9 protein-coding genes are annotated in these 15,128 nt (G+C 62.9%); 3 read left to right on the top strand and 6 right to left on the bottom strand.

Going from position 1 to position 15,128, the window contains the following annotated elements; genetic code table 11:
* Nucleotides 1–88: 88 nt before the first annotated feature.
* Nucleotides 89–1,360, top strand: a complete 1,272-nt coding sequence (locus KAR29_RS11510) for an ArsB/NhaD family transporter (RefSeq protein ID WP_274373126.1) — start codon at nt 89–91, stop codon at nt 1,358–1,360.
* A 1,147-nt stretch (nt 1,361–2,507) separates the two neighbouring features.
* Here the strand turns inward: KAR29_RS11510 and KAR29_RS14125 are convergent.
* The 3 genes from KAR29_RS14125 to KAR29_RS11495 form a co-directional block, all read right to left on the bottom strand.
* On the bottom strand, nt 2,508–3,053 hold the full coding sequence (locus tag KAR29_RS14125; RefSeq protein WP_407649498.1) for an REP-associated tyrosine transposase: 546 nt from the start codon (nt 3,051–3,053) through the stop codon (nt 2,508–2,510).
* A gap of 717 nt (nt 3,054–3,770) precedes the next feature.
* Nucleotides 3,771–4,667 carry an RpnC/YadD family protein gene (locus KAR29_RS11500; protein WP_274373124.1) on the bottom strand — a complete coding sequence of 299 codons (897 nt, stop codon included), beginning with the start codon at nt 4,665–4,667 and terminating at the stop codon, nt 3,771–3,773.
* Between the two features lie 1,981 nt (nt 4,668–6,648).
* On the bottom strand, nt 6,649–8,163 hold the full coding sequence (locus KAR29_RS11495) for a chromate transporter (protein WP_274373123.1): 1,515 nt from the start codon (nt 8,161–8,163) through the stop codon (nt 6,649–6,651).
* A gap of 754 nt (nt 8,164–8,917) precedes the next feature.
* On the opposite strand from KAR29_RS11495, the gene KAR29_RS11490 reads away from it, so the two are divergent.
* Nucleotides 8,918–9,913, top strand: coding sequence for a TAXI family TRAP transporter solute-binding subunit (locus tag KAR29_RS11490; RefSeq protein ID WP_274373122.1), 996 nt, complete (start codon nt 8,918–8,920; stop codon nt 9,911–9,913).
* A 98-nt stretch (nt 9,914–10,011) separates the two neighbouring features.
* A complete protein-coding gene (locus KAR29_RS11485) occupies nt 10,012–11,865 on the top strand; it encodes a TRAP transporter permease (protein WP_274373121.1) in 1,854 nt (617 codons plus the stop codon).
* A gap of 243 nt (nt 11,866–12,108) precedes the next feature.
* Here KAR29_RS11485 and KAR29_RS11480 read toward each other — a convergent pair whose 3' ends face one another.
* The 3 genes from KAR29_RS11480 to KAR29_RS11470 form a co-directional block, all read right to left on the bottom strand.
* Nucleotides 12,109–13,389 (bottom strand): S8 family serine peptidase, encoded by a 1,281-nt coding sequence (locus tag KAR29_RS11480; protein WP_274373120.1) that lies wholly within the window; start codon nt 13,387–13,389, stop codon nt 12,109–12,111.
* A gap of 143 nt (nt 13,390–13,532) precedes the next feature.
* Entirely contained in the window at nt 13,533–14,060 is a 528-nt protein-coding gene (locus KAR29_RS11475; protein ID WP_274373119.1) for a hypothetical protein, read from the bottom strand.
* Complete coding sequence (locus KAR29_RS11470; protein WP_274373118.1) at nt 14,057–15,106, bottom strand: AAA family ATPase; 1,050 nt, start codon at nt 15,104–15,106, stop codon at nt 14,057–14,059. Before KAR29_RS11470 ends, KAR29_RS11475 begins: the two co-directional genes overlap by 4 nt.
* Nucleotides 15,107–15,128 lie beyond the last annotated feature (22 nt).

Genomic DNA, 15,128 nt, shown 5'->3' with positions numbered 1-15,128 from the left:
ATTCTTACTCTTTAGGTCTCTTGCTCCCCCTCTTGACGAGGTGTAGACTGGCCGTTGTGTCTTTCAATAACGGGGAGGCAGAATTGCTATGAAAGCCGCTATCGTGCTCGGACTCTTTATGGCCACACTAGGCCTGATCGCTTCGGGACGCGTCGCCCGCTGCGTCGCCGCTCTGGCCGGAGCGGCCCTTCTGATGGGGATGGGTTTCATCTCCTTCGAGACGGCCATCGGCTATGTTGATTTCAATACGCTCGGCCTGCTCATGGGAATGATGATCATCGTCGGCGTCCTTTCTCGGACGGGCGTCTTTCAGTACGTCGCCGTAAAAACGATGAAGCTGACCCGAGGCAACGGTATTGTAACGCTTTTCGCCATAGCCGGGGTGACGGCCTTTCTGTCGGCCTTTCTCGACAACGTGACGACGGTCCTTCTCATCAGTCCCATCGTCGTCTCCGTCGCCGACATCATGGACACCGACCCCGTCCCCCTGCTCATGGCCGAGGCCCTGGCCTCCAACATCGGCGGCACGGCGACCCTCATCGGCGATCCGCCCAACATTATAATCGGTTCCTACGCCGGATTCTCCTTCGTCGATTTCCTCGTCTATCTGGCTCCGGTGGCCATTGTCGTCCTCTTTGCGGCCGTTCTCTTCCTGGCCTTTCACTTCAGAGACGAGTTGGTCATAACGCCTGATCAGTTCGCCCGCATCCGGGGCATCGACGAAAAAAAGACCATCAAGGACGGCAAACTGCTTCTCAAGGCCGGTCTGGCCATGGGGGCCGTCCTGACCGGTTTCATTCTGCACCATGTCCTCCACCTCGAGGCGGCCGTCGTCGCCCTCCTCGGCGCGTCGCTCCTTCTTCTTGTCACGCCCGGCGACGGAGACCACATCATCCACAACGACGTCGAATGGCCCACCCTCATCTTCTTCCTGGCCCTCTTCATCGTCGTCGGAGCCCTCAAAGAGGCGGGCATCATCTCCATCATTGCCAAGGGACTGGCCGCCGCCGTCGCGGGACATCCCTTCCTTGCGGCCCTGGCCATCCTCTGGTTCTCGGGGCTGTCCTGCGCCTTCATCAACAACGTCGCCTTCACGGCCACCTTCGTCTATGTCGTCGACGAAATGGCTCAGGCCCTCTCCACCTCGGCCGAACCGCTCTTCTGGGCTCTGGCCCTGGGCGCCTGCCTGGGAGGGAACGGCAGCTTCCTCGGATCGGCGGCCAACGTCGTCGTCGCCGACATCTCCCGTCGGGCGGGCCATGTCATCAGCTTCGGGGGTTTCATGAAAATCGGCATGAAGACAACCGTCCTTTCCCTCTCCATCGCCAGCCTCTACCTCTTCCTCCGCTTCGGCCTCTGATCAGGCAGCCTCCCTGCTGGGAGCGCACAGGCTTGCCGGTGAAAAGGTTTTGCCCCTGCTGGGAGCGCGGCCATCCTGGCGGCGCGCGGGACGGGGCCACCGTCCCGCAGGGTCTCCCGGCTCGAACGACGTCCCCTCGGCGGCGAGGAAGACGTGTAGGGAACCCACCGCCCCTTCGGGGCGGGCGCGGGCAGGATGCCCACGCTCCCAGGAGAAGCAACAGCCACGACGCAGGGCTTTCCGTTCCTTCCGAAGCGAACAGAGACTATAAAATACCCAAGAAACCCTCGCGGCGGAGAGGTCTTGCCCCTGCTGGGAGCGCGCTCTCGCTGACGGAAGGGTTGGCCCGGAAGCAGACGAACTTGGTCGCGGAGAGGTTTTGCCCCTTGCTGGGAGCGCGGCCATCTTGGCGGCGCGCGGGACGGATCTTTCGTCCCGCAGGGTCTCCCGACTTGAACGACGTCCCCTCGGCGATGAGGGGTCTTGCCCCTGTGCGGAGTTCACAAGCTTGGCTACGGGAGAGGTTTTGCCCCTGCTGGGAGCGCGGCCATCCTGGCGGCGCGCGGGACGGATTTCTCGTCCCGCAGGGTTTCCCGACTTGAACGACGTAACCTCGGCGGCGAGGGAGACGTGCAGGGAACCCACCGCCCCTTCGGGGCGGGCGCGGGCAGGATGCCCACGCTCCCAGGAAAGGCAACGGCCGCGACGCGGAGTCTTCCGTTCCTTACCGAATCGGGCCGAGACGATAGAGTGCTCGGGAAAACCTTGTGGCGAAAGGATTTTGCCCCTGCTGGGAACGAGCTCTCGGCGACGGAAGGGTTGGCCCGGAAGCAGACGAACTCGGTCGCGGAGAGGTTTTGCCCCTGCTGGGAGCGCGGCCATCTTGGCGGCGCGCGGGACGGGGCCACCGTCCCGCAGGGTCTCCCGGCTTGAACGACGTCACCTGAGTAACGACGGCGAAGCGTGGGGAACCCGCCGCCCCTTCGGGGCGGGCGCGGGCAGGATGCCCACGCTCCCAGGGAAAATCATCACTGTCTAGGACGACTGGGGTTTACGGGAAATCCCGTCGCAGCAGTGAGACGACTGGGGTTTCCGAGAAAAATGACAGATTTCGGAGGAGGTGGTTTGTCGGTTTTCTCGACACCGCTTACTCGACAGGCCGTCCCCATCTCCATTGTTCCCCTTTTCCCGCATGGCTGAAAGGCCAGTCCTCTTCGTTACGGCAGAGCCCGGCCTTGACGGGATTCCCGGCGACATAGGCGAGGGTCCGTCGGAAATGTTTCTCATTGCGGATCGCTCTGTCGAAATATTCCTCAGCCCAGAGCCTTCCCTTTTGATGGAGCAGCCGGTTGATGCTGTTGGCAGAAAAAGATTTCCAGGAATGGATGACGGAGGAGAGAGACCGATCTGGCCGAGGTGTTACGACGACGTGGACATGATTCGGCATAACAACCCACCCGTGGAGATGATACCTTTCTTCATCGAAATGGAGGAGGGCCTCTTCGACGACACGAGCGATCTCCGGTCGACGTAGCCAGCAGGCACCGATCCCGCTGTCGAGGGCTGCCTCGATCTTCCTTCGTCTCTCTATGTCACGCTTGCCCCCTTTAAGCAGAGCGACCTCCTCTCTCCACTCCTCCCGAAGAGCAAGAGGCAGACTATCGGCGAGGCGGAACGTGATGTGCTGCGGCATCTCTCCCGCTTCCCAGTGGGGAAGCCGACCGCGGCAGTGCAGAGAAGGAGCTTCATCAAATTGCGTTCCCTTTTCGCCCTCGTATCGGAGTTCCACACCGTCGTCTGTCACACATCCTCCCTCCTTTTCGACTCCCTTCCCGCTTGTAGTGGATTGTCCGCTTAAACGCGGCTCTCACAGAAACCCCGCCGCCCCTTCGGGGCGGGCGCGGGCAGGATGCCCACGCTCCCAGGAAAGGCAACGGCCACGACGCAGGGCTTTCCGTTCCTTCCGAAGCGAACAGAGACTATAAAATACCCAAGAAACCCTCGCGGCGGAGAGGTCTTGCCCCTGCTGGGAGCGCGCTCTCGCTGACGGAAGGGTTGGCCCGGAAGCAGACGAACTTGGTCGCGGAGAGGTTTTGCCCCTTGCTGGGAGCGCGGCCATCTTGGCGGCGCGCGGGACGGGGCCACCGTCCCGCAGGGTCTCCCGGCTTGAACGACGTCACCTGAGTAACGACGGCGAAGCGTGGGGAACCCGCCGCCCCTTCGGGGCGGGCGCGGGCAGGATGCCCACGCTCCCAGGAGAAGCAACGGCCGCGACGTGGAGCTTTCCGTTCCTTCCGAAGCGGCCGAGACGATGATGCTCCCAGGAAAGGCAAGAGCCGCGACAATGGCACTACCAGGAGGAGTGACCTCGTGTTTCGCTCTCTCGCGAATCAGGGCAGGGACAAGACTCTCATTCGCGCCCCTCGGCCAGAGCGCGCACCCGACTCTCGGGCAGCTCCGTCAGATCGGCGACGGTCGCCACATCCATGCCCCGGGCCAGCATGCGGCCAGCCATCTGAACCCGAGCGCGTTCACTTCCCTTTTCCATGCCTTTCTCCATGCCCTTTTCCATGCCCTTCTCCATGCCCTTCTTTATCCCTTTTCTCTCGCTGATGCTGACATACATGCGTCTCGCCTCCTTGTCCCGTTCCAGTTCCTCTTCCCATTCCTCGTATTCCCGGGAACTCTCGTCGTCGGTGATGTGGATGACGCCTTCCATGAAGACAAGCAGCTGGGCCTTTTCGTCGTGGCTCCAGCCCCGATCGTCGAGAAGAAGCAGCATTTCCTTCAGGTAGTCCAGCTTGCGCGCCTCGTTCCCACGGCTTTTCCAGGCGCGCAGGCCCGCCAGGTGGGCCAGGTCGAAGGGGTTGTCGCTGGCTTTCAGTTTCTCTTCGTCTCCTTCGAAGATCTTCACGACGGGGAATTCGTAGAGGACTCGGGTGCCGTATCGTTCCCAAAGATAGCAGCCCTGCGACTGGATCGGCGGGAGCGGCTCGATGAGGAAGGCCAAGCCGACGACGGGCCTTCGGTAGCGCCCCTCAAGAAGGCCTCGGTAGCGGTGCATCCTGAGGGGGAAGTTTTCGTTGCCTCCCCTTCCCTGGACTTCGGCGTGGAGGAGAATCCAGGCGCTCTCTCCTTCCGCGAGTGGGACGTCGGCCAGAAGGTCGACGTAGCGGTTCGAGTCGGGGTCTCCCCCTTCGGCCTTTCGGGTGAACCGGGCGAGACGGCGAAGTTCTTTGTCGAGGAAGGTGACGGGGCGAGTCGGATCGAGGTCGGAGGCCAGGTCGGGAAGGACGGACCGGAGCATGGGGACGAAGAATCGCGAGAGGAGGTCTTTCCAGAGCGAGTCGTCCTGGCGGAATGCGGTCCTTTCGGCGATGTCCTCCGAGGCATGCGGAGTCTGTCCTGCGACTCCGGCGGCAATCCCTTCCGGCGACGGGGAGTCCCTTCCGCCGCCTCGACGGGCGGCATCCTTTTGAGCCGTGCCTTCCGCCCCTGGCGAGGAGAAGGGGGTCTTCGGTGCGGTGCCTTTTTCCTCTCTCACAGACGGGCCACCTCCCTCACGTCGGCAGAGGAGCCGAGGTCTCTGCCCCTTTGTCTGAAGTCTAGCACATTTCGAAAGTCGGGATCGGATCGCTCCGTTCCTCGGCCGTCTCCGCCTCACGCGCGACATCGTAAGGACCCCACCGCCCCTTCGGGGCGGGCGCGGGCAGGATGCCCACGCTCCCAGGAGAGGCAACGGCCGCGACGCGGAGCTTTCCGTTCTTTCCGAAGCGGCCGAGACGATAATGCTCCCAGGAGAGGCAACAGCCACGACGTGGAGTCTTCCCGTTCTTTCCGAATCGTGCCGAGACGATAGAGTGCTCGGGAAAACCTTGTGGCGAAAGGATTTTGCCCCTGCTGGGAACGAGCTCTCGGCGACGGAAGGGTTGGCCCGGAAGCAGACGAACTCGGTCGCGGAGAGGTTTTGCCCCTGCTGGGAGCGCGGCCATCTTGGCGGCGCGCGGGACGGGGCCACCGTCCCGCAGGGTCTCCCGGCTTGAACGACGTCACCTGAGTAACGACGGCGAAGCGTGGGAAACCCACCGCCCCTTCGGGGCGGGCGCGGGCAGGATGCCCACGCTCCCAGGAAAGGCAACGGCCGCGACGTGGAGTCTTCCGTTCCTTCCGAAGCGGCCGAGACGATAATGCTCCCAGGAGAGGCAACAGCCACGACGTGGAGTCTTCCCGTTCTTTCCGAATCGGGCCGAGACGATAGAGTGCTCGGGAAAACCTTGTGGCGAAAGGATTTTGCCCCTGCTGGGAACGAGCTCTCGGCGACGGAAGGGTTGGCCCGGAAGCAGACGAACTCGGTCGCGGAGAGGTTTTGCCCCTGCTGGGAGCGCGGCCATCTTGGCGGCGCGCGGGACGGATTTCTCGTCCCGCAGGGTCTCCCGACTTGAACGACGTCACCTTGATGGCGACGGCGAAGCGTGGGGAACCCGCCGTCCCTTCGGGGCGGGCGCGGGCAGGATGCCCACGCTCCCAGGAGAGGCAAGAGCCGCGACGTGGAGCTTGAGGTTTTGCCTCTGCTGGGAGCGCGGCCATCTTGGCGGCGCGCGGGACGGATTTCTCGTCCCGCAGGGTCTCCCGGCTCGAACGACGTAACCTTGATGGCGACGGCGAAGCGTGGGGAACCCGCCGCCCCTTCGGGGCGGGCGCGGGCAGGATGCCCACGCTCCCAGGAGAAGCAAGGGCCGCGACGTGGAGCTTGAGGTTTTGCCCCCTGCTGGGAGCGCGGCCATCCTGGCGGCGCGCGGGACGGGGCCACCGTCCCGCAGGGTCTCCCGGCTTGAACGACGTCACCTGAGTAACGACGGCGAAGCGTGGGAACCCCGCCGCCCCTTCGGGGCGGGCGCGGGCAGGATGCCCACGCTCCCAGGAGAGGCAACGGCCGCGACGCGGGACTTTCCGTTCTTTCCGAAGCGCGCCGAGACGATGATGCTCCCAGGAGAAGCAAGAGCCGCGACGTGGAGTCTTCCGTTCCTTCCGAATCGAACAGAGACAATAGAATGCCCGAGAAAACCTCCCGGCGGAGAGGTTTTGCCCCTGCTGGGAGCGCGGCCATCTTGGCGGCGCGCGGGACGGGGCCACCGTCCCGCAGGGTCTCCCGGCTCGAACGACGTAACCTTGATGGCGACGGCGAAGCGTGGGAAACCCCACCGCCCCTTCGGGGCGGGCGCGGGCAGGATGCCCACGCTCCCAGGAGAGACAACGACCGCGACGGTGACGGTGACAGGCAGGTCTCCCTAAAGGACCGTCAGCCCCCAGATCATGGCTGCGGCGATGACGGCCACGTCGGGGATTTTCTTCTTGTACCCCTGGAGCCACCAGAAGAGGCCGAAGAGGAACGACGTCTGCCCCAGTCCCCAGAGGGCGGATCGGCCGGGGAAGGCGCCGATGGTGGCGGCGCTGGTGCGGAGAAAATTGATCAGCACGGAGAGGAAAATGGCGATCAGCACGGGAAGGATGTAAAGCGACAGGGCCTGCATGGCCGGAGATCTCTTCAGGCGATCGAAGGAAGCGTAGGCCAGAAGCGAATTGGTGATTCCCGGAAGGACCATGGCCACGACCATCATCGCTCCTCCCAGGACGGCCCAGAAGGTCACGGTGCCCTGCGAAAGATTCCCCGCCACGGCGAGGACGCCGTTGTCGGCGATGCCCCTTCCCGCCAGATCGCAGACCATGTCGAAGCCCGAGATGGCCGCCGTCTTGGTCACGATGGGGGAGGGGAGGGAATTGATGATGGCGAAATACTGCATGAGCCGTTCCTGGCTGTAGAGAAAGACCTGGGAGCGGGGACCGGCCAGAAGATCGATGGCCAGGGGGATGAAAACGGGTCCGCCGCCGAAGGTCATCAGCCCCGTGAAGACCATGCCTCCCATGAGCCCCAGAAAGGGGCCCTGGCGAAGGAGCGGCGAAAGAAGAACGATCGCGGCTCCCGCGGGGAGGACGACGGCCCAGAGACGGCCCAGATCCCGGGCCGTCGCCTTCAGGGAAAGCCCCGTCCCGGCACGGCCTTCGCAGGAGGGCGTGGCCGCCAGGGCCGCCACCGCCAGCCCCAGCAGAAGGAGGGCCACCCCCGCCTTGAAAGGCCACGGCGCCGACAGTCCCCATTCGGAGGCCGGATCGGCGTGCATCACGAGGAAGAGAATCGCCGGAAGAAAGGCCAGCCGCTTCGCCACCGGCCTCCAGGGGGCGGCGTTCGTCATGGACAGATAGATCATGACGAGAATCACGTAGGCGTTGTTGATGGAAAAAGGCATCGTCACGGGGCCGTAACGGCCGTCGTCGATGAGCAGAAAGGCCAGGGCCGACAGGGCGATCATCCGCGTCGTCCCCAGCTCCCTTCCTCCCTTCCTGAAAAAAGAACTCACCAGACGGGTCACCATGGCGGCGACGAGGGGGAAAATGCCCACCGTCGCCTTTTTGAGCAGGAGCAGCCGCGAGGCGCTCTCGCCGACGGCGGCGAAAATCCAGCTGATGACGATCACCGCCGCCGCCGCCATGGGAATCACAAGGGCCGCTACGGCCGCCAGCGCCCCGGCCAGTCCCGCCGCCTGGTAGCCGATGACGGCCGCCATCTGCGGCGCCGACGGGCCGGGAAGCGTATTGGACAGGGCCAGAATGTCGCCGAAAGCCTCGTCGCTCACCCAGCCGTGGCGCTCCACGGCCTCGCGGTGCATGGCGGGGGCGATGGCCGCGCCGCCGCCGAACCCCAGCAATCCCGTTCGCAGAAAAGCCCAGAAAACCGTTCCGATCATCGCGACGACTCCCTTCGGGCGGGCACCCCGCTTCGGCAACGATTGTAGTCGACGACGAAGCCGGGCGCCACCGACGGCACGGCGTCGAATCGGCGGGTGGAAGGGGTGCCGAAACGCCGCAGATCGGCCGCAACACGGTCGTGGCCTTTGCAAGCCGTCCCCTGAACCCGCTCCGATGGGGTTTTTCGAAGGATTCCCGACGCGGCGGTCGGCTGCGCCGGTCCTGACCTTCGGATGGGACGGGCCTCGAAAAAAAACCTCTACCGGTGCCGGAAAAGCGGGAAGGGGCCCGAATTCCGAGGACGCGCCGCCGTCCGGCTCGCTCCCGAAACGGCGTCGGCGGAGTGCCGCGAGAGGTCTGGCTCGGCGGGGCCGACGGCGTTTGTCCCGCCGAACCTAGGCGTCTGTCGGGTTGGGCCTGACGAGCGTCAATCGATGCCCTTTTATGTTGCCTATAGGAGAAAAATTTGTTTTCGAAGGCAGGCGCTTTGTCTCATGGGTCAGGCCAAATCAACCTTTCCCCGGAGAAATTCGACAGACTCCCAGGATGAGGGACCATTTGTGCTTCTTGACGCGTGCCTATTGAACAAAGTATAATTTATTCAAGAAATAGCCAGTGATTCGCATCGCTGACATCGGAAAGTCCTCTTTCTTGACGTCTTCTATTCTGAAGGATATATGTTTATGCAAAAGGCTGTCTAAATTCGGGACTTTCCGGGCCCGGTGCCTGAAAAGCGAGACTACAAGAGGAGTGATGGTCGTTTTGAAAAAGTCCCTGATCCTCACGCTGGCCGCAGTTCTGACGCTTCTTTCCCTCAGCCCCGTCATGGCGGCCAAAGAAGGCTGGCCCGATCAGCTCCGCTTCATGGCCGGACCTCCGGGCGGCAACTGGTTCGCCCTCGGCGGCGCCATGGCCGACGCCTGGAGCAAGACCGTTCTCCAGACGACGAGCAGCACCGGCGGCGGCGTCTCCAACGTCGTCAACGCCGACAGGGCCAAGGGCGACCTGGGCTTCTCCGTGACGGCCCTCGTCGGGGCGGCCGCAAAAGGCGAGGATCCCTTCAAGGAGAAGGCCGAAAACGCCGTCGTCTTCGCCAACCTCTACCGCCAGTACACCTACTTCATCATGCGCAAGGACTACGCCGCGAAGAACGGCATCGCCACCGTGGGCGACATCGTCGCCAAGAAGCTTCCCATCCGCCTGGCCAACCTCAAGCCGGGCACGGCCTCGGAATTCACGGTCCGGGCCATCTTCGAAAAGGGCTACGGCGTGACCTGGAAGGACATCAAGGACTGGGGCGGCACCCTCGAGTTCTCCTCCTACTCCGACGGCGCCAACCTGCTGGCCGACAACCACATCGACTGCTTCGCCTTCACCGTGGGCCGCGTCGCCTCCATCGTCATGAACATCGAGAGCCAGACGGACATCGTCATCCTTCCCGTCGATCAGGCCGCCCGCGACGCCCTGGCCGACGCGCTGGGCACGGTCACCTTCAACATCGAACCCGGCTTCTACTCCAGCGTCACCGAGTCCGTTCCCACCGTCGGCGACTACACCTGCGTCGTCATCCGCAAGGATCTTCCCGACGACCTGGTCTACGACCTCGCCAAGGCCCTCTGGGAGGCCAAGCCGACTCTCGTTTCCGCCGTCAAGGACATCGAGGAGCTGAACGCCGAAGAGGCCATCCCCACCCGCGCTCCCGCCCATCCCGGAGCCGTCAGGTTCTGGAAGGAACTCGCCGGCCAATAGAACGGCGCCTCATACGACGAGGGGGGTGCCCCGCAGGGGCACCCCCCTCCGCCCGACGGGGAGACCGCGCTTTTCAGAAGACAGGGGAGGTCAATTCTTTGCGAAAACTCACAGGTCCCGTTCAGACGGGGATCTACCTCTACGTTCTGGCCCTGGGACTCTTCCACCTCTACACGGCCCTCTTCGGCACCTACGAAGCCTATCTGCAGCGCACGATCCACCTCACCTGGGTTTTCCCTCTCGCCTACCTGCTCTATCCCGTCTCGTCCAAAGCGCCCAAAGAGAGCGTTCCCTGGTACGACTGGGTCCTGGCCGCGATTTCCGTCGTCCCCGGCGTCTACAGCATCTTCAACTACGAGGAGATCGCCTACCGCGTCGTCCAGGTCGACCCCGTCACGACGGTCCAGCTCGTGCTGGGCCTGATCCTCCTCTTCGCCCTTCTCGAGGCGACGCGGCGCGTCGTCGGCTGGCCTCTGGCCGTCATCGCCGGATTCTTCGCCGCCTACATGTACGTCGGCCACTGGATGCCCGGCATCATGCAGGGCCTTTCCTTCACCCTGCCCGAAGTGGTGGAGCAGCTCTACCTCACCGACGAGGGCATCTTCTCCATCCCCCTGGGCGTCTCGGCCACCTTCGTCATGGTCTTCCTCATCTTCGGCGGCTTCCTCGAAAAAAGCGGCATCGGCAGCTACTTCATGGAATTCGCCCAGGCCTTCACCGGCACGGCCGCCGGCGGACCGGCCAAAATCGCCGTCGTCAGCTCGGCCCTCTTCGGCTCCATCTCGGGATCGGCCGTGGCCAACGTCTACGGGACGGGAACGTTCACCATCCCCCTCATGAAACGCATCGGCTACCCGGCCTATTTCGCCGGAGCCGTCGAGGCCGTCGCCAGCTCGGGCGGCCAGATCATGCCTCCCATCATGGGCGCCGGGGCCTTCATCATGGCCTCCCTCCTGGGCGTCCAGTACAAGGAGATCATGATCGCCGCCCTCCTGCCGGCCTTCCTCTACTACGGCGCCGTCCTCCTCATGGTCCACCTGGGGGCCCTCAAAAACGGTCTCAAAGGCCTCTCGCCCGAGGATCTGCCCAAAAAAAGAGACGTCCTCCGCCGGATCTACATGATGATTCCCGTCGTCGGCCTCGTCTACCTCCTGCTGGCGGGGTACACGCCCATGCTGGCCGCCGTCCTGGGCATCCTCCTGGCCTGGGTCGTCTCCCTTTTCTCGCCCGAGCACCGCATGGGCCCCAAGGCCATTCTGGACGCCATCTACATCGGCGCCAGAAACGTCCCCGTCGTCTGCATCGCCTGCGCCACGGCGGGCATCGTCGTCGGCTCCGTGGCTCTGACGGGATTCGGCTTCAAATTCGTCGGCCTCGTCTTCTCCCTGGCCCAGGACATTCCCTTCCTGGCTCTCCTCCTCATCATGCTCGTCTCCCTCGTCCTGGGCATGGGCCTTCCCACGACGAGCGCCTACATCCTCGCCGCCGCCCTGGGCGTGCCCACCCTGGCCAAACTGGGCTTTCCCGTCCTCTCGGCCCACTTCTTCGTCTTCTACTACGCCATCGTCTCCAACATCACCCCTCCCGTGGCCCTCGCCGCCTATGCGGCGAGCTCCGTCGCCGACGCCAGCCCCAACAAGACGGGCTTCGCCGCCATGCGCCTGGGGGTCCTGGCCTTCATCGTCCCCTTCGCCTTCTGCTACGACATCGGCGTCCTCTGGCACGGCACCCTCGTCCAGAACCTGGCCGCCACGGCGGGCGGAATCGCCGCCGTCTTCGCCTTAGGCTACGCCATGCTGGCCTTCATCCATCGCCCTCTGGTCCTCTGGCAGCGGTGCGCCTTCGTCGCCGTCGGCCTTCTCTGCTTCTTCCCCTTCCTCTCCGTCAAGGCCGTCGGGATCGCCGGCACGATCGTCCTCTATCTTCTCTGGCGAGGGCCGGCAAAGGCCTGATCCGCTCGCGAAAAGGTTCCCTACGCTTGTTCCCGCAAAAGGCCTGTCGTCCCTCCCGCCTCGCGGCCCCGGCTTTGAGCTTGCCGGGATTACGGTCGGCACGGAACGTCGCCGCCGAAAAAACGGCGAAGTCCACCGAGGCGGGAACGGCCGGAGTCTTCGGACGTCCCCGTCTGCTTCCTCCCTGCCGAGCCCGTCGGTGAAACGAAAAAGGGCCCCGAAGGGCCCTTCCCGGTGCTTTACCTACCGCCGCCCTGCCGCCAGAAGGGCCGGAATCACCAACAGCAGCGAGGCCGGGGCGAAGCCCAGGGAGCAGCCGCCGCCCCCTCCGTCGGAAGAGGAGGCCGAGGCCGCCGTCGCATCGTGAGCGAGGGCCGTCCTCAGATGTGCCGTCAGATCGGGATGATCGGCGGCCACGCCCGTATCCCAGACGACGACGACGACGTCGCTGAAGTCGAAGGCGTCGGGGTAGTCGCGCAGGACGGCCACGTTGTCCAGCTGCCAGGCGCTGGCGTGCGGCGTGTAGGCCGCGGGAATCGACGTGGCTCCCGAAGGCAGAGGATCCATGAGCAGCTCGGGAGAAAGGGGGCCTCCGGCGATGACGTCCATGGCGGGACGTCCCGTCGACATGGCGAGAAGGGCCTCCTTGACGCCCGTCGGCGTCAGGCCCGGCTGGTTGGCCCAGAGATAGGCGGCGATGCCCGTCACGTAGGGAGCCGCGAAAGAGGTCCCGTCCATGTAGGTATATCCGCCCAGCGTGTTCGTCGTCACCACGGCCGTCCCCGGAGCGGCCGTCTCGACGACATCGTAGCCGTAATTCATCGTCTTGTCGAGGGCGACGGAGCTCCCGCTCTGCCTGTAGGCCGAAGCCGTCACCTCGTTGGAGGCCGAGACGGAGGCGGGGTAGGCGTAATAGCCCGCGCTGAGATTCAGCCCGCTGTTGCCGGCGGCGGAGACGAAGAAGATGTTGTAGGAAGCCAGCGACTTGTAGAGGTTGGCGAAAAAGGTCGCGTACTGACTGTCGGGAGCCGTCAGGTTCCCCGTCGTGCTGTAGCTGAAATTGACGATGATCTTCTTCCCCTTCAGGTCGCCCTTCGCCAGGGAAATGACATGCTCCAGGGCGTCCTGAATCCAGAGGGTGCTGGTGCCGCCGTCGTCATCGGCCACCTTGACGGGAACGACCTCCACGTAGGGACAGACTCCGGTCCTGTCGCCGACGACGATGCCCGTCACGGCCGTGCCGTGGCCGTCCGCGTCGACGAGGGGATCGGCGGCCGGGTAGAGGGGCAGATCGGCCGGGACGAGGGAAAAGCGGGGGGAAAGACCGGCGGCCTCCTCCTCTGAAAGCTCCGCCACGAGGGCGCCCGAAAGGGGCATCTCGCGAGTCACCCTGCCCTCCAGGGCGCCGCCCTCGGCGGCCGCCTCGGAAAGAGAGGCCGTCGTGAGACCCTCCCCCGGGTAAACCAGATAGCTCCCGGCGAAAGCCGCGCCGGAAAGGCCCAGAAGCACGAAAAGACCGATCACAAGCCGATCGAAGCGGAACCGGAACCTGAACGCCCTCACCATCTCCACCACTCCTTCGATTGTTTCCCTCTCCGAAAGGATGGCCCCGCCGATCCGGCTCGGGCACCCTTCGGGAATCCGTGCTCCTGCAGAGGCTGGTTTGCCTAGGCGTCCCGGACGCTCCAGAGGTCGTGACGGGAGGCCATGTCCGCTCCGTCCCGGACCCAAGGATGAGCGTCGATGGGTTTCACCCGTTTTTTCAATATGTCGACCAAATTGGCCTTGTCATAGCTCCAAGGGAAAAGCCGGCTTCTCTTCTCCGGTTGTTCCAGATGGAAAACAACCCGTATTTTCTTGGGTAAAACGAATTCCTTGGCCTTGTCTCGCTCCTCTGAATTGGTCGCATTCAGACTGGCCGGGAGCAAGGCCGACAAGGTTCCTGTCATTTTGGATACCAGTATGTCCTGAATGGGTTTTGGGTCTTCCCTTTTGTGACGGCGATAATCCTTGGCCTCGATCAGGTAGAGCGTCCGTTCTGGGTCCATGGCGACGATATCCACGGCTGCGATATGATCCCCCATCTTGCTGAAATGCCTTCTGTAAAATACCCATTCATCGAATTTGGCTACGATCCAGTTATCGGGAAACTCGAAACACAAACTATCGACAGAACAGAAGATGGCCACGGTCAATCTCCCGAACTGAAATCAAGGTAACGGTTGGATTGATCCAAGGTCTCGTCAAGAGATGCAATATCGCCGATATCGTCGATAGATTCACCTTGAAGCACCAAAACCTTCTCCCCATCGTCATGCAAACCGAAATAACAGGAATTTGATCTATTTGCTTCCTTGAAAAGCAAATCAAGCTCTCTCAGTAGAAAAAGATCGTGAGTGGCGATGAATATTTGTATATTTAACTGACATAAATTGAGTATTGTTCTAGCTATGGCCTTTGTGAGTTTTGGGTTGAGATTTGATTCTGGTTCGTCCCAAAAAAGATAATTTTTCTGAAGAAGAATCCCGGAAGCTATTAGTCTGGCAATCATCGCCAATTTGCGATGTCCTTCCGCGACAAGGTGTATTTCCATATTGCCTTCTGGCTTTTTCAGATAGAAACGTCCGTTTGATTCCAGGACGATGCTTCCGCCCATGCTTTTTTCGATGGGAGCCAAAATATCCGATATCGATTTTTCTTTGGGTCCCTTGCGCAAAGGTGCCCCTAACAGCAGGCATGTATCGCGCCATGTTTCCTCAAATTCGAGATAGTGCCTCTCGTAAACGGAGACAAAATCGGGATAGATGGAAAGCAGTTCCCGCGTGGGGAAATAGATCGGTTCCGATTGTTCCCACCGCAGCGGCGCTTTGTCGACAGAAACTTCCGTCTTGCTGTTCGTCGTGAAGCTGCAGGCGATATCGCAAGCGCCATCTTCGAACTGAAGCGCCAGGTCGCAACGCGTTCTTCCCCGTCGCCGCCGTGCCAGCCTCCCCAGGGCTTCCGGTCGGAAGACGCCGGTCAGCTTCTCGGCGAGGGCCGTCTGTAGCGTCGTCTTGGTCGGAGGCGTCTCCTTATACTTGCGGCCTCCTTCGGCGGAGACGGCCAGAAGGGAGTAGGCCGCCTTGAGGAGGTGAGTCTTGCCCGTTCCGTTCTCTCCGACGATAACGTTGAGACCGGGGCTGAAGTGCAACTCGGCCTCGGAGAAAACCGTCAGGTTTCTGACCCGCAGCTCTTTCAGCATGGGCGAACCTCCTCTTTTCAGG

This window comes from Aminithiophilus ramosus (assembly GCF_018069705.1).
Classification (GTDB): Bacteria; Synergistota; Synergistia; order Synergistales; family Aminithiophilaceae; genus Aminithiophilus; species Aminithiophilus ramosus.
This window is presented reverse-complemented; position numbering and strand designations above follow the sequence as displayed.